We start from the raw sequence: 18,131 nt of genomic DNA, 5'->3' as shown, positions 1-18,131 counted from the left end.
GCGCGTCCAGCCGGACACTAGATCTTGCCATCGTCCTCGAAGACTTCGGTCCAGTCTTTCACCAGGCCATCAAGCGCCTCTTGCGCGGTGCCGTTGCCGGCCACGACATAGTTATGAACGCGCTTCTGCATGTCCTGCAGGAGGGTTGCGTAGCTTGGCTCGGCCCAGAAATCCTTCACGATTGCCATTGAGTCCAGGAAAGCCTGGGCATAAGGCTGGCTGGACGCAAAATCAGGGGCGTTCACCACCGATTTCAGGCAGGAATAGCCGCCGAGCTGCCACCATTTCGCCTGCACCTCCGGCTGGGCGAACCATTTGATGTATTGCAGGGCGGCATCCTTCTTGTCGGAATAGGAAACGACCGAAATGCCCTGTCCGCCGAGCTGAGCGAAGTGCTTCTTTTCAGCCGGATTGGGGAAGAAACCGATCCTGTCGCCACCCACCTTCTCGTCCTTATAGAGGCCAGGCCAGGTGAAGGCGAAATTCATCTGCATCGCGACCTGGCCGGATTTGAAGGCGTCGGCCGACTCGACCATGTAGACATTGGAACTGCCGGGCGGAGTGCAGCAATCATAGAGCGACTTGTAGAATTCCAGCCCCTTCACCGCATCGGCAGAATTGACGAAGCCTTGCATTTCGTAGGGCTTTTCAGGGTTGTCGTACTGGAAACCCCAGTCATACAGCACGTTGGTTACACCCATCGTGATGCCTTCGGAACCGCGCTCGGTATAGATCGAAGCACCGTAGACAGTCTTCCCGTCGATTTCGCGCTTCTGGAAGAACTCGGCGATCTGCTTCAGTTCGTCGTAGGTCTTGGGTGCGGCGAGCTCCCGGCCGTACTTTTCCTTGAATTCCTTCTGCAGTTCCGGCCGCTCGAACCAGTCCTTGCGATAGGTCCAGCCAACCACGTCGCCCATGGCAGGCAGCGCCCAGTAGTTCGGCGTATTCTTCGGCCATTCCGAATAGCCAACCACCGTCGCCGGCACGAAGTCATCCATCTTGATGCCTTCCTTGTCGAAGAAGTCGTTGAGCTTGACGTAGTGGCCGTTTTCGGCCGAGCCGCCGATCCACTGGCTGTCGCCGATGATCAGGTCGCAGAGCTTTCCGTGAGAGTTCAGTTCGTTGAGAAAGCGGTCGGCATAGCTGGTCCACGGTACGAACTCGAACTTCATTTCGGTGCCGGTTTTGGCGGTGAAATCTTTCGAGAGTTCGACCAGCGCGTTCGCCGGGTCCCAGGCCGCCCAGCAGAGTGTCAGTTGGTCAGCTTTTGCGAGATTGGGCAGCGCCGACGACATGACAAATGCCGAGGCCAGCCCGAGAAGGGCTTTCGATTTCTTTTGCATACGTTCCTCCCAGAACCAAAGCCGGCTCCCCGCCGACATGCAAGTCCACCAATTTCAGAAAATGCCTACATGAACTCCTCAACCCTCATGTTTAGCAATATGTTTAGTGATAGACGATTTTATAAACATTGCAAGTAACAATCGTCGCGGTCCGGTCATCCATCTCGTGATGATGCAGATTGCTGGCCTGTTGAACAGTTCAGGACCCTGGCGTGCCGCGCCGACGGGCTGCCGGCGTGATGCCCGGAGGTCGGAACGACGCTATGGGCAGGAGGGAACGCGCCGCGTATGATCAATCTATTGAAGGGAGATCGACTGGTGTCCGCGCAGACGGATCGCGGCGGGGATTGCGGGTTGAAAGAGAAACCGGCCGCAAGGTCTGTCCGCGCTCATGCCAAAAGAAATCCAGCCATTCCGGCAAGAGCGGCGACGGTCGTTGCGATCGCCAGTCGGACTGCAAAGGCGAAACTGCCGATACTTGCAGCAAGCACTGCTTTTGCAAGAAGATTGGCGAAGGCGGCGACCGCGATGGCGTAAGCCGCCGCGTCCGCGGACAGTTGGCCCGATGACAGTTTGGCGACCGAGAGGGTTATTGCGTCGAGATCTCCGAGACCGGTGATGAAGGCAAGGGCAAGTAGCGATTGCGTTCCAAAGACGATCAGCGTCGCCCGCGTCAAGATTATTACAACGGCCAGAACAAGGGCAAAACGAAGCGCGACCATGATCTCCAGCGGGTTTTTCGGTGAAAAATCGGGAGTATCGTCGCTACGCCGCAACGATCCGATAAGGCCGCCGGCAATGGCGAAGACGACGGCCGCCGGAGCGACCAACGGTGCAAGCTCCTTCAGAACGGTTGGCCCAACGACGCTGCAGATCAGAAGCGTACGGGCGAGGGAGACCGCCCCCGCCAGCATTGCACCGGCCGAAAGCAGATGGGACAGTCCAGGCGTCTGCGACGACTGGCGGGCGAAGGAAAGCGTCAAGGCTGTCGAAGAGACGATGCCGCCGCTTGCGCCCGTCATCAAGATGCCGGCACGTGCGCCGGTGAGCCTGATCAGCACATAACCGGCGAAGGATACGGCTCCGACGAGGATCGTCATCATCCAGAGCTCGAAAGGATTGATCGTCTGCCAGCGATCGATCGGGGCGTTGGGCAGGATCGGTAAGACGACGACCGTCATCGTCAGCAGGATCAAGGCCGCCCTGAGCTCAAGCCAGGTCAATCGTCGAAGGAACCCATGCAGCGGTTCGCGCGCCGCAAGAAGGACCGTTATCGCAACGGCACCTGCCGCGGTCACCGTCATGTCGGCAACGACGGCGGAAAAACCCAGTACGAATACCATGATTGCCGCAATGGCAGCCGTTGCGCTGTAATCCTCATCGCGGGACGCCTGCAAGATGCTGAACACGAGGATCGTGATGCAGAAGAACGCAAAGATAACAACGGGCAGGATCGCTCCTGTCATAGGCTGGAGGAATCCGCACAGGCCGCCGAGGAAACTTGAGAGGCCATAGGTTCTGATGCCCGCGACCCTTTTGCCCGGCGCAGCCTCGCGCTCCTGCCAGCCGCGCTCGATGCCGACGAGGATACCGATCGCAAGCGCCAGACTGAGGCGCTGAAATGCTTCCATCATTACCAGTGCCGACATGTCCGAGGTCCGATCGCCGCCGTACGTTTCTTCAGAGGTCTTCTCGCGCCTTCGCGTTGCGAAGAACGGATATGCCGAGAACCATAAGAAAGAAGCCGCAGATCACGGCATTCCAGACGAAGAGCGGCCTTTCGGCGTTGTGGAGCATCCATGGCGAAACAACAAGCCAGATACCGATCAGGAGATTACCCCACTCCTCCCATAGACGGTAGGAGGCGAATGCTGCAGCGCTGAGGATGGCGACGGCGACGCCGCAGACGAGGATATTCCAAGCGTCAATGCCGAGCGGCACGGAGTCCGGACTGAAGCTTCCAAGTGCCCAGGGGGAGGCGATAAGCCATACCCCGATGATGAAGGCGCTGTGGTCTTGCCAACGACGACGGTCCATTTCTCGATCTCCCTGTTTTTCACGAAAGCCAATCACAACTGGCGGCCTGCCTCATTGCGCCGGATCAAAATCTTCGCGGTGAAGAAATTTCTATGGGCGCACATGGCCTGTTTTTGACAACCGTCAATGACCGTTTGCCGTGGGTTCGGGATCATGACATCCTCGAGATAAGGAGCAGCTTATGAAGGCAATGATCCTGGAAGCGATCGGTGTGCCCCTGCGTGCGGTGGACCGACCTGATCCGGTGCCGGCAGCGGGGCAGCTGATGCTCAAGGTCGAGGCCTGCGCCGTGTGCAGGACGGATCTTCATGTCTGCGATGGCGATCTCGCCAACCCGAAGCTTCCGCTCATTCCCGGCCATGAGATCGTCGGCATCGTCGAGGCGGTGGGGGAGGGGATCGCGCCGTCGCGCATCGGTCAAAGGGTCGGCGTGCCCTGGCTCGGCCACACATGCGGTTGCTGTTGCTTCTGCCGGAGCGGAGAGGAAAACCTCTGCGATGAGCCGCAGTTTACCGGCTACACGCGTGACGGGGGCTTTGCCACCCATGTGGTTGCGGATGCCGATTATGCCTTTGTGCTCGATAGTGCGGCCGATCCCGTTGCCCTCGCTCCGCTTCTCTGCGCCGGCCTTATCGGCTGGCGTTCGCTGAAGAAGGCCGGTGACGGCAAGAGGATCGGGCTCTACGGGTTCGGGGCGGCCGCACATATCATCGCGCAGATCTGCCGGTGGCAGGGTCGCGAGGTCTACGCCTTCTCACGCCCAGGCGACGAGGCAGCGCAACGCTTCGCGCTCGAACTCGGCGCCGTCTGGGCAGGAGGCTCGGATGAGCCGCCGCCCGTCGCGCTCGATGCGGCGATCATCTTTGCGCCCGTGGGCGAACTCGTGCCGGCCGCATTGAAGGGGGTGCGGAAGGGAGGCAAGGTCGTCTGCGGAGGTATCCACATGAGCGACCTGCCGGCAATGCCATATGCCCTGATATGGGGGGAGCGAGCCGTGGTTTCGGTCGCCAATCTGACGAGGAAGGACGCTGAGGAATTTTTCCCCGTCGCTTATCAGGCAGCTGTCCGGACCCACACGAAAACCTATCCGCTTGCCGACGCCAATGCGGCGCTCGACGATTTGCGCGCCGGTCGTCTGAGCGGGGCGGCCGTCCTGAAGCCTTGAGCGGCGGCGCTATTGGGATGTGGCGACGCTGGTTTCGCTTTCGAGCGCCTTCATGGCGGTAACCACGCGCGCCGCAAGCTGCGGCGTGCGTGCACCAATGAAACCGTCCACTTTTTGTGCGCGATTGGAGCGGTAGGCGAGCGACGATCCGTCAGCCCGCAGAACTGCGCCGCCCGCAGCCTCGATGATCGCCTGGCCGGCAGCGCAATCCCAAATCATCGTCGGACCGAGCCGCAGATAGAAATCGGCCTCGGCGGCAGCCACCAGCGCGAATTTCAGCGACGATCCCATTGCTTGCACGTCGCAGGGCTGCAGTGCCGCGAGAAGGGCTTCGGTCCGCGGATCGCAATGGGAACGGCTGACGAGGGCAATCGGCTGAAGCCTCGGCGCGAGGGGGTACGGGAGCTTGCGTCGAAGGCCGGCGGCTGTCTGTTCGAAGGCAAGCCCGGCACCCCAGGATAAGAAGAGCCGGTCGCGAGCAGGCGCGTAGATCAGACCGGCGCTGACGCGCCCGTCTTCGACCAGAGCAATGTTGACGGCAAATTCGTCGCTGCCTTTTATGAACTCCTTGGTGCCGTCGAGGGGATCGATCAGGAGGATTGCGGCATCCGTATCCTGACCGGCCCGGGCAGTAGGAGTATCCTCCTCGCTGATGACGGGGATTGCCGGGAAGGATGCCAGGCATGCCGCGCGAAGGATCGCGTGGCTGGCAAGATCGGCGGCGGTGACGGGCGTGCCGTCTTCCTTGGTTCTGGCGGCAAGGTCATTCTTCTGCAGCTCGAGCGCGGCCTTGCCGGCCTTTCGAATGATCGGGATCAGTGTTTCGACAAGCTGCCTTCTTGAAGACAGGTCCATCATTATCTCCCCGCCAACTGCACGATGTCTATTCTTTCCTATTCTGCGGCGACGATCCGATCATTGATACGGGTCAATGCGTTGTCCCGGGAGGATCGCAATGCTTGCAAGGCTATATGGCAATTGAAAGGTCTGCAGATGATCACCGAAGACCAGTCGGCAACCATTTCCTTTCTGAAGAACGCGTTGTCTCGGAATGCAGCGCCCGTCGAAACGATCGAGACACATATATCGCGGATCTTCCTGGTAGGAGAGCGGGCCTACAAGATGAAGCGCGCCGTGAAGTTGCCCTATGCCGATTTCTCCTCCCCGGAGATACGGCTGGCGGCATGCCGCAAGGAAGTCGAATTGAATACGCCGACCGCGCCCGGCATCTATCTCGGCGTCAGGACGATCACGCTGGAAGGCGACGGCAATCTTGCACTCGACGGCCAGGGGCAATTGGTTGACGCGCTGGTGGAAATGCGGCGTTTCGATCAGTCGCTGTTGCTCGACCGCATCGCCACGTCAGGCGGACTGACGCCATCGATGGTGACCTCGCTTGCGAAGGCGATCGTCCGGTTCCACCGTCTCGCCCCGATCATCCATGATGGTTCGGGCGCGGCCAATATGGCTGCCGTCCTGAAGGTCAACGAGGCCGGCTTTGCGACCAGCGATGTTTTTTCACCCGACGAGGTTGGCGAACTGACAGCGGCCTTCGACCGCCGTCTGACCCAGCTTGCCGGCCTGCTGGACCAGCGTGAACAGGCGGGCAAGGTTCGGCGTTGTCATGGCGACCTGCATCTTCGCAATATCTTCCTGCTCGATGGCCAACCGTGCCTGTTCGATTGCATCGAGTTCAACGACCAGATCGCAACGACCGATATCCTTTATGACTTGGCCTTCCTGTTGATGGACCTCTGGCACCGCGGGCATCCCGAATTCGCAAATCTGGTGATGAACCGTTATCTCGACGAGATGGATGAGGAAGACGGCTTTGCCGCGCTGCCTTTCTTCATCGCCGTGCGTGCGGCCGTGCGCGCGCATGTCACCGCCACCCAGGCGGAAGACGCGGGCGAGCGGGCGGCGATGCTGGCCGGCGAGGCGCGCTCCTATTTCCAGCTTGCCCGCTCCTTGTTGCAGCCGGTGGCAGGACGGCTCGTGGCCATCGGCGGCCTCAGCGGATCGGGAAAGACGACGCTTGCAGAAGCGCTGGCGCCGCGCATTGGTCAGGCGCCGGGCGCGCGCATTATCGAAAGCGACCGTATTCGCAAGGCGATGCATGATGTTCCAGCCGAGACCAGGCTGCCGCAGGCTGCATATCGGCCCGAGATTTCCACAAAGGTCTATGAGGAGATGGCTTGGCGAGCCCGCCTCATCCTCGCGGAAGGCGGTTGCGCGGTGGCCGATGCGGTCTTCGACAAGCCGGCCAACAGGCGTATGATCGAGCAAGCGGCAGAAGAATGTCACCATCCCTTCTCAGCCTTCTGGCTCGAAGCTGATCCGGCATTGCTGCTGCGGCGCGTTGCGGCAAGGGCCGGCGGCCCCTCTGACGCGACGGTCGATATCCTGGCGCATCAGCTTGCGCATGATACAGGTGCCGTTGCATGGCCGCGTCTCGATGCCACCCGGTCTGCGGAAAGGATCGCCGACGAGATCATCCATCTCATCGGGACGAATGGCTCAGAACCCGTCCGCGCAAATGCCGCAGCCCGCACGGTTTCTCCAAGCCATCCCAATACTGCTCTTTGACCGGCTGCAGTGAGGGTCCGCAGGGGGGGCGGCTTTACGCCGTTGGTGAACTATGACCAGCGGCCCTCCGCAGTGAGCCATGTTTGTCATCGCGCCGGTGGAAGAAGAAGCGCTTTGCAATTTCGAGGGTCACGGCAAAGGCCAACGAAATACCGAGCAGGCCGCCAAGCAGGGGCAGTGGAAGGGGTACGAAGCCGAAAGTGCCGGCAAATGGCAGGTAGGGCAGGGCAATGGCGACAATGCCGATGAGCATCGTCGTCCCGAAGAGCAGCCGGCTCGGCCGGCTCTTCCAGCTTGCGGCAGTGGTGCGCACGATCAGCATGGTTGCAAGTTGGGTGACCAGCGATTCCACGAACCAGCCGGTGCGAAACTGATCGACGGTTGCCCCGAAGAAGAACATCAGGAAACCGAAGGTCAGGAAATCGAAGAGCGAGCTGATCGGGCCGAAGCAGAGCATGAAGCGCTGAATAGCAGCGATATTCCATCGCTTCGGGCGCAGCACATCGGCATGTTCGACGCGGTCCGTGGCAATTGCCATGGAGGGTATGTCGGCCAGAAGATTGTTGAGCAGGATCTGCTTGGCGAGCAGCGGCAGGAAGGGCAGGAAAAGCGAGGCGACCGCCATACTGATCATGTTGCCGAAATTGGCGCTGGTGGCGATCGAGATATATTTCAGCGTATTGGCGAAGGTTCGCCGGCCATTGTCGATACCGCGCGCCAGCACGTCGAGATCACGGCGCAGGAGCACGATATCGGCCGCCTCACGGGCGACATCGACGGCGCTGTCGACGGAAATGCCGATATCGGCCTCGTGCAGCGCCGGTGCGTCATTGATGCCGTCGCCGAGATAACCAACCACATGGCGGGCGCGGCGCAGGGCCTTGATGATCCGCTCCTTTTGATTGGGATCGATCTCAACGAAGAGATTTGTCTTCTGCGCGCGGGCAAAAAGCGCGTCAGTGCTCATCGCGGCGATCTCGCTGCCGGTCAGGAGATGGGTGGATTTCAGGCCGATGGTTTCAGCCAGATGCCGGACAACGTAACGATTGTCGCCGGAAATGATCTTGATGTGAATGCCGCGGTGCCTCAGACCGGCGAGAGCCTCCTTCACGCCGGCTTTCGGCGGATCGAGGAACAGCAGGAAACCCTCCAGGCAAAGCCCGGACTCGTCGTCCTTGCCGTATCCCGTTTTGCCCGCCGGGAACCGGCGCGTGGCAATGGCGATCACCCGGATGCCGTCCTCGCTCCAGTTCCGGTAGCGTTTCTCGATGGCGTCGCGCAGCGGTGCGTCAAGCGGCCGTGTCATCGCGCCGGCCTTGGCCGATGTGCAGACGGTGAGGATATTGGCGACGGCACCCTTGCAGATGAGGTCGGTCCCGTCTTCCCCTCGGGTGACGACGGAAAGTCGCTTGCGGGCAAAGTCGTAGGGAATTTCATCCACCTTGCGATAGTGCGCCATCTCGTCCGGAGCACTGCCCGATGCAAGGATCGCATCGTCAAGCGGGTTTTTCAGGCCGGTCTGCAGGCTTGCATTGAGGGATGCGAGCAGGCGCACCCGGGCGGAAGCCTCCCCGGCAATGTCGACGCAGCCGTTGAGCTGGATGACGCCTTCCGTCAGCGTACCTGTCTTGTCGGTGCAAAGCAGGTCCATGCTGCCAAGATTTTCCATCGCCTCCAGGCGGCGGATGATGACGCCTTGCCTGGCCATCACCCGGGCACCGCGCGCCAGCGTGACACTGATGATCGCCGGCAGCAGCTCCGGCGTCAAGCCGACGGCGAGCGCCAACGAAAACAGCAGCGAGTCGATCAGTGGTCGATGCAGCAGGAGATTGGCGACGAAGACGACGAGGACGATCGCCAGCATGATCTGTGTCATCAGATAGCCGAAGCGGCGAATGCCGCGGGAGAATTCCGTCTCCGGAAGTTGACGCGTCACCGCGTGGGCGATCGTCGCGAATTCGGTTCGGCCGGCGGTGGCGACGACGAGGGCGGTCGCCGTACCGCTCCGCACGGAGGTGCCGGTAAAGATGCAGTTGAGGCGGTTGCCGATCTGGGCTTCAGGCTGCGAGATGCCGGGAGCCTTCCCGACCGGAAAGGTCTCACCGGTCAATGCCGCCTCGCTGACATTCAGATCTCGAGACGACAGGATCACCGCATCCGCCGGCACGAGACTGCCAGCCGAAAGACTGATCACGTCGCCCGGCACGACCGCTGCGGCCGGAACTGCCCGTTCAGTGCCGTCGCGCAGCACGGTCGCCGACAGCGATATGCTTTTCCGCAGGGATTCGACGGCACGGCTTGCCCCATATTCCTGGGTGAATCCGAGCAGGCAGCTTGCGAGAACGATGCAGCCGATGATCAGTGCATCATGCAGTTCCCCGACGCTTGCCGCGACGATGGCGGCAAAGATCAGGATGAGGACGAGCGGACTGACGAATTGCTTGAGCAGCGTGCGGAACGCACCCGCGTCGCCGGCGGCATCGACGGTATTCGCTCCATATACCTGCAGCCGCGCTTTCGCTTCCGCCGATGTGAGGCCGGAGGGCCTCGACTTGAGCTCTCGCAGAAGCTCCGGCAGCGGCAGCGCCCAGTAGGGGCGCTGATTGCCTGTGCTCCTGTCGAGATAGGTGGTGCCGGAATCAGCCGAATTGTCCATGTCGCCGCTCCCTGGATCGCCGGGAGAGCTTGCCTTGCGCACAGGTTGCGACATTGACCCGCGTCAATTCTACGATCACGGATCGTGCAGCATTTTAACCTTGCCGCACCGCTTGCGGGCGCTCCGGCATTTGTCGGTTTCCAGGAGCTCACTGCAGCACAGTCAAACTGCCTCCGCGGTAATGCATATCGGTTTTGATTTGCCGCAATGGCTGGAATTCACCATTGGAACCACTCTTTGAGCGACCAATTGATCAAGCGGTACCCAACGCGACCAAGCTCTCTAAATCGCACGGGTCTAAACTCAGTCCGTCGAAACGCAACCGCGGTATAGGTGATGGCGGCAAGACCGCGTCCGAGAGATTCTCGATCTGCGCACCAAAGTCAGGAGACAAACAAAAACGGCCGGACATCCAGCCCGGCCGTTTCCTTTAGGGTGAGCACCCGATCTGCCATCCTGTCACAGATTTCAGACCGGGCGCTCTTGCGCTTCCATTGCCCCCAGAAGCGCGGTCCTTATTCCCGCTCGCCCGTGAAATTGAGCAGAAGCTGGAAGATGTTGACGAAGTTCAGGTAGAGCGAGAGAGCGCCGAAGACGGCCAGCTTCTGGTTCGATTCCTGATCGTAGTTTTCCGAATACTGTTCCTTGATGTTCTGCGTGTCGTAGGCGGTGAGGCCGACGAAGACGACGATGCCGATCACCGAGATCGCGAACTGCAGCGCGGACGAGCCGAGGAAGATGTTGACGATGCCGGCAATGATGATGCCGAACAGACCCATCATCAGAAACGAACCCATCTTCGAAAGATCACGCTTCGTCGTGTAGCCGTAGAGGCTGATCGCGCCGAACATAGCAGCGGTAATGAAGAAGGTCTGCGCAATGCTCGTCTTGGTGAAGACCAGGAAGACGGAGGCAAGCGACAGGCCCATCACGGCGCAGAAGGCCCAAAAGGTCATCTGCGCTGTGCTAGACGACATCGACTGGATGCGGAACGAGAAGAAGAAGACGAAGGCAAGCGGCGCCAGCATCACCACCCACTTGAGCGGCGTTTGGAAAATCGGCACGTAGAGCGCCGGCGTCGAGCCGACGATGAAGGCGACGATGCCGGTGATGACGAGGCCGAGCGCCATGTAATTGTAGACGCGCAGCATGTGCTGGCGCAGGCCTTCATCGAAAAGGGCCTGTGTTTGGGCGCCGGAGCCGTAACCATAGCGGGGATTGATCGGGTTCATGACTGATCTCCTCGGTTGAACTAATAGAGCGATCGGGCAAGCCTTTCGGCTGCCTGATCGAGATTGGCGCCGCTGTTGTCGGCGATCAGCGCGTAAGCGACTTCGCCGATTTGCCAGTAGGCGGCTTCTGTTTTTTCAAGTGCGATATGACTGACCGGCTTTACCTCGAAGGCACCCGGCCTGACGGCGAAGAGCGACAGGCGCTTGCCGTCGATCTCCTCGATTGCCATTTCGACGCTCGGGCCAAAATCCGACGGGAAGATCTGCACATCGGCGACCTTCCAACCCTTCGGCAACTCGGGCATCACGATTGCGGTCGCAGCGCGGATTTCCTCGGCGCTGTAGGCCGGTGCCGTCTGCGACGGAATGGTTTCACGAAGTGCTGCAGTGCGATAGGCGCGCACCGCATCCTCGACATAGGCTGGCGTAGGAACCGAAGCGGCGACTTCCGTTGCCGTGAAGGCGCCGAAGGAATTATGTGCCACCCAGCCGGCGGCGAGCAGAACACCGACAGCAGCGATACGCTGCACCGAATGCAGGATGCGGCCATAGGAAAGGCCGCGTTCCAGCTTGCGGGCGGCATCGCGCGTCTCCGGGCGGCCGAAGGCGCTTTCGCCGGCGAGCGCCAGGCGCAATTCGCCCTTCACGCTGAGATCGGCCATGACCTTTGCGGCAATCGCCGGGTTCTCGGACAGATAGGACTCCACCTGAATGCGCCGCGCAACATCGAGCTCGCCGTCCACATAGGCGTCGAGATCGGCATCGATGATTGGATCAATCGCCTTCATTGCCGTTCCCTCCAATTAATCTCAGCTGCGCGATGCGCGGCGTCTTTTCCTCGAACTCGCGCAGCTGGGCGCGGGCACGCGAAATGCGCGACATCAACGTGCCGACCGGAATGCCGAGCGCGTCGGCCGCTTCCTGATAGGACAGGTCCTCAATCGCCACGAGATGCAGTGCCTCGCGCTGCTCTTCCGGCAGATCGAAAAAGGCGTTGCGCACCTGTTGTAGGCGAACAGCATGTTCCTGCCCGGCTGGCAGAGACTGTTCCGCCTCGATCGCCGCTTCATCATGGCGCCGCGTCAGCGAGCGGGTCTGCCGCATCCGGTCGATATGCGCGTTGTGCAGAATGGAAAGCAGCCAGGTGCGAAGGTTTCCGCCGCTGCGGAAGCTCTTGCGTTTTTCGAAGGCCCGCACCAGTGCATCGTGCACCAGATCCTCCGCCTCGTCCGAATTGCGCACCAGCGAGCGTGCGTAGCGCCGAAGCGCTGCGAGCTGACCGATGACATCGAAGGGGCGTTCTTTCCGTTCCATGATTGAGTATACGAAAGCATCGCGGATTTTATTCCGCGGTGATGCAGATTTTTTAGTCGGCCGGAAAGGGCGTGCCGCTTTAGAACGCCAAAAGCCTCCGCCATTTGTCACGGCGGAGGTGGTGTCTGCAGCCGTAATACAAGGCATCAGCCCTTGGGCATGATCCCCGGCTGGTCGGCAGGGAATTTCGCGATGTCCTGCACGCTGACATTGAGATGCTGGGCAACGAGGGCGGCCGGCGTATGGGTGAGCCACGAGGAGAGGCCGACTTCCTGATATTCAGCGACCTTGAAGACGGCGACGAACTGAAGGTCCGTCTTGCCGGTATTTTCGATGATATGGCCCTGGCTCCTTTTGACATAGCCGATATCGCCGGGCCGGAAATCGGCGGTCTGGCTGCGGGGGCCGGCATCGAACACCGTCATGCGGCCTTCGCCCTTCATCCAGTACTGCCATTCGTCGGCATTCGGATGCCAGTGCATTTCGCGCACCCCGCCCGGCTTGATCGTCTCGATCGCTGCGGCAATCGTCTTGGAAACTTTGAACATGCTGCTGTCAGCAAGCTGAATCGTGCCCGCTGCATTCTGCTTCAGCGGCGCCGATGCCGTCAGCCGATAGGTAAAGGGGTAGGGCGGCAGGCCCGCGGAAGCAACGGCCTCCTGGTCGGCCGAAAGCGGACCCGGCTCCTTGCCCTGGAAGATCCAGAGATCCTGCAACGGGATGTTCTTGAACGTGTCCTGCGGGACTCCGAAATTCTTGGCGAGCAGTTCCGGCGAGGTATGCGCCAGCCAGTCGGTCAGGAGCAGGGTGCCATATTCGGACTGCTCGCCCTCATCGAAGACGAGGACGAACTCGGCGCCTTCAGGCCCGAGGCCCTGCAGCGAGTGCGGGTAACCTGCCGGAAAATACCAGAGATCGCCAGCCTCGACGTCCTGCACATAGGCGCGGCCCTGCGGATCAAGCACAGTCACCCGGCAGCGGCCGTTTGTCATGATCGCCCACTCGGCAGCCCGGTGCCAATGCATCTCACGGATGCCTCCGGGGCCAAGGCGCATGTTGACGCCGGAGACCGCTTCGGAAATTGCAAAATCGGATTGCGTCACTTGCCGTGCCCAGCCGCCGTTCTGGATGCGCTTGGGCGCATTGTTAAACGACCCCCAGAAAAGCTGCATATCGCCGACATCGGTTGCCGGCGGATTGCCGAACGAGGGGAACTGGTCATTAAGGGCGGGGTTCTTCGGACCGGGATCGGAGAGCCCGGCAGGATTGGCGTTGATCGCCCCTTCTGCCGGCTGATCGGGATTGCCGAAGGTCGCTGCGTGCGCTGCACCCGCCGCAAGTGCCGTTCCGCCCATCGCTCCAAGCGCTAGGACCGTGCGTCTAGAAAGAGGTTCCATGGTTTTTATCCTTTCGTGTCGATTGGGAGGGTTATTCCGCCGGGGCTTGAGTTGGGGCGCCGGTGGTGGCGTGCCGTCTGCGGCTGACGAATTGGCTCAGCTTTTCCAGGTAGAGGTAGACGACCGGGGTGGTGTAGAGCGTCATTGCCTGGCTGATGAGCAGGCCGCCGACCATCGCGTAGCCGAGAGGCTGGCGCAGTTCCGAGCCGGTGCCGTGGCCGAGCATCAGCGGCAGGCCGGCAAGAAGTGCTGCCGCTGTCGTCATGATGATCGGGCGGAAACGCAGGAGACAGGCCTGACGGATTGCCTCTTCCGGCGACAGTCCCTGATCGCGCTGGGCGGCGATCGCGAAGTCAACGATCATGATGCCGTTCTTCTTGACGATGCCGATAAGGAGAATCACGCCGATGAGTGCGATCACGGTAAAGTCAAAGCCGAAGGCCCAGAGCATGGCGAGAGCACCGAGGCCCGCGGAGGGAAGCGTTGACAGGATCGTCAACGGGTGGAAGTAGCTCTCGTAGAGCACGCCGAGGATCAGATAGATCACGGCGATCGCTGCAAGCACCAGCAGCGGTTCACTTGAGAGCGAGCTCTGATAGGCCTGTGCATTGCCCTGGAATGTGCCGATGACGGTTGCCGGCTTGCCGAGATCGGCTTCAGCCTTGCCGATGGCGGCAACAGCCTGGCTGAGTGCTATCCCCTTTGCCAGGTTGAACGAGAGTGTGACTGCCGGGAACTGACTCTGGTGGTTGACGGCAAGCACGGCCGTCGGCTCCGTCGTCTGCTTGACGAGCTCGTTCAAGGGAACCTGCTCGCCGGTCAGCGGCGATTTGATGTAGAGGCCGTTGATCGCAAGCGGCGACTTCTGGAACTGCGGTGCGAGTTCGAGAACCACATGGTAGCTGTTCAGGTCGGTGAAATACTGGGTGACCTGGCGCTGGCCGAAAGCATCGTTAAGCGTATCGTCGATCATTTGCGGCGCAATGCCGAAGCGCGATGCCTGGTCACGGTCGATCGTAAGCGTGACAGTAGCGCCGCTATTCTGCTGGTCGGTGGCGACATCGGTCAGCTCCGGCAGCGTCTTGAATGTGGCGAGCAGCTTGGCTGCCCAGTCGTCCAACTCCTCGGCATTGCCGTCCTGCAGCGTATATTGGAACTGCGTGGCCGAGGCCCGTCCCCCGACATTGACATCTTGCGCTGGCTGCAAGAAGAGCTCTGCACCCTGCATCTGCGCAAGTTTCGGACGAAGCCGGTTGATGATCTCGCTTGCCGAGGCATCGCGCTGGTCTTCAGGCTTCAGCGTGATGAACATGCGGCCGTTATTGACGGTCTGGCCCGCCCCGCTGCCGACGGCCATGCCTACGGTCGCAACACCGGGATCGCTGGCAACGATATTGCCTGCCTCGAGCTGATGGCGCGACATTTCGGCGAAGGAAATATCCTGCGCGGCTTCGAGTGTACCGGTGATCAGGCCGGTGTCCTGGATTGGGAAAAAGCCCTTCGGAATATTGACGAACAGGAAGCCGGTTGCCGCAAGCGAAGCGATGAAGACTGCCATGGTCAGCCGGTGATGGCGCAGCGCTATATCGAGCGTGTAGCGGTAGGCGGCAAGAAGCCCGTCGAACGCCTTCTCGCTCATTGCATAAAGCCTGCCATGGTGGGCGTCTTTTTCCGGCTTCAGGAAGCGTGAGCTCATCATCGGTGTGATGGTCAGCGAGACGATTGCCGAGACGACGATCGTCATCGTCACTGTAATTGCGAACTCCCGGAACAGCCGGCCGACAATGCCGCCCATCAGGAGCAGGGGAATGAAGACGGCGACGAGCGAGATGCTGATCGAAATGATGGTGAAGCCGATTTCGCGCGCGCCATCGATTGCCGCCTGTTTCGGCGTTTTATCCATCTCCATGTGGCGATGGATGTTCTCGACCATCACGATCGCATCGTCGACGACGAAACCGACGGCGATACTCAAGCCCATCAGCGAAAGATTATCGAGGCTGAAGCCAGCGACATACATCAGCGCCAGCGTGGCCAGGAGCGCCAGCGGCACCGTGACGCTCGGGATCACCGTCACCCAGACATTGCGCAGGAAGACAAAGATCACCATGACGACAAGGGCGATGGTAATGACAAGCGTCGTTTCGACATCCGCTACCGAGGCGCGGATCGTGGTCGTCCGGTCGCTGAGGATGGAGAGGTGGAGTGCCGCTGGTGCGATCGCTTGCAGCTGTGGCAGGGCAGCGCGGATCGCACCGACCGTATCGATGATATTGGCGCCCGGAAGCTTGAAGATCGGCAGGAGGATCGCCCTCTTGCCATCGGCCCAGGCTGCCAGCTGATCGTTCTCCGGCCCGTCGATCGCCTGACCGATATCGCTGATGCGCACCGGAGCGCCGTCGTGATAAGCGACGATCGAATCGTTCCAGGGGGCGGCCTTCAGGAGCTGGTCATTGTCATAGATCGTATAGGTATGCTGTCCGCCCTGCACGCTGCCCTTTGGTGCGTTGCTGGTGATGGCCGTCACGGCGCTGCGGATATCCTCAAGCGAAAGCCCCATCTCGGCGATCTTGCCGGGATCGATCTGCAGGCGCACGGCCGGCTTCTGCTGTCCGAAGATCAGAACCTGCGAAACGCCGTCGATCTGGCTCACATGCTGGGCGAGCACGCTTTCTGCAAAATCGTCGACTTGTGTCAGCGGCAGGGTATCCGAAGTGAGCGCAAGAACCATGACCGGCGGATCGGCGGGATTGACCTTGCGATAGGTTGGCGGCGAAGGAAGGTCTGTCGGCAATTGACCGCCGGCGGCGTTGATGGCGGTCTGCACGTCCTGAGCGGCGCTATCGACGTCGCGCGACAGATCGAATTGCAGAGTGATCGCGCTCGAGCCGAGCGTGCTCGTCGAGGTCATCTGGGTGACGCCGGGGATCTGGCCGAACTGCCGCTCCAGCGGCTGGGTAACCGCCGATGCCATGGTCTTCGGATCCGCACCGGGGAGCTGTGTCGAGACCTGGATCGTCGGAAAATCGACCTGCGGCAGGGGTGCCACAGGCAGGAGAGGGTAGGCGACGATACCGATGCCGAAGAGGCCTGCCATCAGCAGCGAGGCGGCGATCGGCCGCTCGATAAACCAGGAGGAGATCGACATGACCTATTCCTTGCTTGCGGCTTGCGTAGCGGCCGCCTGTTGAATGCTGACATGAGTGCCGACATCGAGCCGATACTGGCCCGACGTGACGACCTGTTCGTTGCCGGAAAGGCCCTTTTCGATGACGGCATGGCCGCTCTCGATCGGCCCGGGAGTGACCTTGCGCACGGCAGCCGTGCCGGCAGCATCGATAACGTAGACGAAGAAGCCGTCTTCACCTCGCTCGAGTGCTGCGGAAGGAATGGTGACAGCCTTCCGCAGCGTCTGCTGCTTGACCCTAAGCGTCACGAATTGACCGGGCCAGAGCGTATCGTCCTTGTTCTCAAAAATCGATTTGATACGGATCGTGCCGCTTGCCTGATCGATGACGTTGTCGATAAGCGAGAGCGTGCCTGATGCGAGCTCTTTCGACTGATCCATCGACATCGCCGTCACCTCGACCGGGCCAGCTTTTAGGGCGTCGCGCACTGCATCGAGATCGTCTTCGCGCAGTGTTGAGACGACCGTGATCGGCTGTGTCTGGGTGATGGTGACGATCGGCGTCGTATCGGTCGTGTGGACCTCGTTGCCGGCATCGATCCGGCGGATACCCGTGCGCCCGTCAATCGGCGAGCGTATTTGCGTATAGGAGAGCGAGACGTCAGCAGCCTCCTTGGCGGCCTGATCCTGCGCAAGCTGCGCCTGTGCACTTGCCACCATGCTTTGCTGCTGCTCGACGGTTTCCTGCGTGACGATCTGCTGTTGGCCCAGTTTCTGGTCTTTGGCGAGCAGATATTGGGCGTTGGCGAGATCGGCCTGGTCCTGCTTGATCTTGGCGGCAGCCTGATCGTCGGCTGCCTGGAAAGGGCGAGGGTCGATGATGGCGAGCACATCGCCCTTCTTGACGGCCTGTCCCTCGACAAACATCACGCTCTGCAGCTCTCCGTCGACACGCGTCGTGATGTTGACGGTATAGTTCGCCTGCACCGTGCCGAGACCGTCGAGATAGACAGGCACGTCGGTAACGGTAGGGGATGTAACCTCGACCGGCACGGCCTGCGTGCCGGGCTCCGGGGCGGCATTGGTCGGCTCCGTCCCTGCAAACCAGAAGGCTGCGGCCGTTCCGCCCGCAACGGCGAGAACGGCGATGGCAGCAAGGATCGCCGGTTTGCGACGACGACGGGGTTCGGTCACGATTCGGATGGATGTCACTGCCGGCTCCATGGGCTAAAGGGCGAACGACGCTGCAACGGCCACCGGCGTTGGGCGGCCTC

The 18,131-nt window shown here is 60.9% G+C and carries 13 protein-coding genes; 2 read left to right on the top strand and 11 right to left on the bottom strand.

The genetic code is table 11. The features are described from left to right. Positions 1–17: 17 nt before the first annotated feature. The 3 genes from KQ933_RS29370 to KQ933_RS29360 all read right to left on the bottom strand — a co-directional run bounded on the left by KQ933_RS29370 (position 18) and on the right by KQ933_RS29360 (position 3,380). Positions 18–1,343: an ABC transporter substrate-binding protein gene (locus tag KQ933_RS29370; protein WP_216759497.1), complete on the bottom strand. Its 1,326-nt coding sequence runs from the start codon at positions 1,341–1,343 to the stop codon at positions 18–20. 389 nt (positions 1,344–1,732) lie between these two features. Further along, on the bottom strand, positions 1,733–2,992 hold the full coding sequence (locus tag KQ933_RS29365) for an MgtC/SapB family protein (RefSeq protein ID WP_216759496.1): 1,260 nt from the start codon (positions 2,990–2,992) through the stop codon (positions 1,733–1,735). A gap of 31 nt (positions 2,993–3,023) precedes the next feature. Beyond that, positions 3,024–3,380 (bottom strand): SPW repeat protein, encoded by a 357-nt coding sequence (locus tag KQ933_RS29360; RefSeq protein ID WP_216759495.1) that lies wholly within the window; start codon positions 3,378–3,380, stop codon positions 3,024–3,026. Positions 3,381–3,561: 181 nt separating this feature from the next. On the opposite strand from KQ933_RS29360, the gene KQ933_RS29355 reads away from it, so the two are divergent. Then, entirely contained in the window at positions 3,562–4,545 is a 984-nt protein-coding gene (locus KQ933_RS29355) for a zinc-dependent alcohol dehydrogenase family protein (protein ID WP_216759494.1), read from the top strand. 9 nt (positions 4,546–4,554) lie between these two features. On the opposite strand, the gene KQ933_RS29350 is transcribed toward KQ933_RS29355, so the two are convergent. After that, entirely contained in the window at positions 4,555–5,400 is an 846-nt protein-coding gene (locus KQ933_RS29350; protein WP_216759493.1) for a 3'(2'),5'-bisphosphate nucleotidase CysQ, read from the bottom strand. A gap of 138 nt (positions 5,401–5,538) precedes the next feature. On the opposite strand from KQ933_RS29350, the gene KQ933_RS29345 reads away from it, so the two are divergent. Further along, on the top strand, positions 5,539–7,131 hold the full coding sequence (locus tag KQ933_RS29345) for a bifunctional aminoglycoside phosphotransferase/ATP-binding protein (protein ID WP_216759492.1): 1,593 nt from the start codon (positions 5,539–5,541) through the stop codon (positions 7,129–7,131). A gap of 34 nt (positions 7,132–7,165) precedes the next feature. On the opposite strand, the gene mgtA is transcribed toward KQ933_RS29345, so the two are convergent. The 7 genes from mgtA to KQ933_RS29310 form a co-directional block, all read right to left on the bottom strand. Continuing rightward, a complete protein-coding gene (mgtA, locus tag KQ933_RS29340; protein ID WP_216759491.1) occupies positions 7,166–9,787 on the bottom strand; it encodes a magnesium-translocating P-type ATPase in 2,622 nt (873 codons plus the stop codon). A gap of 515 nt (positions 9,788–10,302) precedes the next feature. Next, complete coding sequence (locus KQ933_RS29335; RefSeq protein ID WP_184400939.1) at positions 10,303–11,019, bottom strand: Bax inhibitor-1/YccA family protein; 717 nt, start codon at positions 11,017–11,019, stop codon at positions 10,303–10,305. 20 nt (positions 11,020–11,039) lie between these two features. Further along, positions 11,040–11,807 (bottom strand): anti-sigma factor, encoded by a 768-nt coding sequence (locus tag KQ933_RS29330; RefSeq protein WP_216759490.1) that lies wholly within the window; start codon positions 11,805–11,807, stop codon positions 11,040–11,042. Continuing rightward, positions 11,794–12,333 carry a sigma-70 family RNA polymerase sigma factor gene (locus KQ933_RS29325; RefSeq protein WP_216759489.1) on the bottom strand — a complete coding sequence of 180 codons (540 nt, stop codon included), beginning with the start codon at positions 12,331–12,333 and terminating at the stop codon, positions 11,794–11,796. Before KQ933_RS29325 ends, KQ933_RS29330 begins: the two co-directional genes overlap by 14 nt. A 146-nt stretch (positions 12,334–12,479) precedes the next feature. Continuing rightward, complete coding sequence (locus tag KQ933_RS29320) at positions 12,480–13,730, bottom strand: oxalate decarboxylase family bicupin (protein ID WP_216759488.1); 1,251 nt, start codon at positions 13,728–13,730, stop codon at positions 12,480–12,482. A 31-nt stretch (positions 13,731–13,761) separates the two neighbouring features. Continuing rightward, the gene (locus KQ933_RS29315; RefSeq protein WP_216759487.1) at positions 13,762–16,878 is read right to left on the bottom strand and encodes an efflux RND transporter permease subunit; all 3,117 of its coding nucleotides are present in this window, start codon (positions 16,876–16,878) and stop codon (positions 13,762–13,764) included. A 3-nt stretch (positions 16,879–16,881) separates the two neighbouring features. Then, positions 16,882–18,069, bottom strand: coding sequence for an efflux RND transporter periplasmic adaptor subunit (locus KQ933_RS29310; RefSeq protein WP_216759486.1), 1,188 nt, complete (start codon positions 18,067–18,069; stop codon positions 16,882–16,884). Between the last annotated feature and the right edge of the window lie 62 nt (positions 18,070–18,131).

This window comes from Rhizobium sp. WYJ-E13 (assembly GCF_018987265.1).
Classification (GTDB): Bacteria; Pseudomonadota; Alphaproteobacteria; order Rhizobiales; family Rhizobiaceae; genus Rhizobium.
This window is presented reverse-complemented; position numbering and strand designations above follow the sequence as displayed.

What these genes read in the sequence shown, in the direction of transcription:
- KQ933_RS29315 (WP_216759487.1), bottom strand. Translation starts at nt 16,878, where the DNA reads ATGTCGATCTCCTCCTGGTTTATCGAGCGGCCGATCGCCGCCTCGCTG.
- KQ933_RS29325 (WP_216759489.1), bottom strand. Translation starts at nt 12,333, where the DNA reads ATGGAACGGAAAGAACGCCCCTTCGATGTCATCGGTCAGCTCGCAGCG.
- KQ933_RS29350 (WP_216759493.1), bottom strand. Translation starts at nt 5,400, where the DNA reads ATGGACCTGTCTTCAAGAAGGCAGCTTGTCGAAACACTGATCCCGATC.
- KQ933_RS29355 (WP_216759494.1), top strand. Translation starts at nt 3,562, where the DNA reads ATGAAGGCAATGATCCTGGAAGCGATCGGTGTGCCCCTGCGTGCGGTG.
- KQ933_RS29370 (WP_216759497.1), bottom strand. Translation starts at nt 1,343, where the DNA reads ATGCAAAAGAAATCGAAAGCCCTTCTCGGGCTGGCCTCGGCATTTGTC.
- KQ933_RS29320 (WP_216759488.1), bottom strand. Translation starts at nt 13,730, where the DNA reads ATGGAACCTCTTTCTAGACGCACGGTCCTAGCGCTTGGAGCGATGGGC.
- KQ933_RS29365 (WP_216759496.1), bottom strand. Translation starts at nt 2,992, where the DNA reads ATGTCGGCACTGGTAATGATGGAAGCATTTCAGCGCCTCAGTCTGGCG.
- KQ933_RS29335 (WP_184400939.1), bottom strand. Translation starts at nt 11,019, where the DNA reads ATGAACCCGATCAATCCCCGCTATGGTTACGGCTCCGGCGCCCAAACA.
- KQ933_RS29330 (WP_216759490.1), bottom strand. Translation starts at nt 11,807, where the DNA reads ATGAAGGCGATTGATCCAATCATCGATGCCGATCTCGACGCCTATGTG.
- mgtA (WP_216759491.1), bottom strand. Translation starts at nt 9,787, where the DNA reads ATGGACAATTCGGCTGATTCCGGCACCACCTATCTCGACAGGAGCACA.
- KQ933_RS29360 (WP_216759495.1), bottom strand. Translation starts at nt 3,380, where the DNA reads ATGGACCGTCGTCGTTGGCAAGACCACAGCGCCTTCATCATCGGGGTA.
- KQ933_RS29345 (WP_216759492.1), top strand. Translation starts at nt 5,539, where the DNA reads ATGATCACCGAAGACCAGTCGGCAACCATTTCCTTTCTGAAGAACGCG.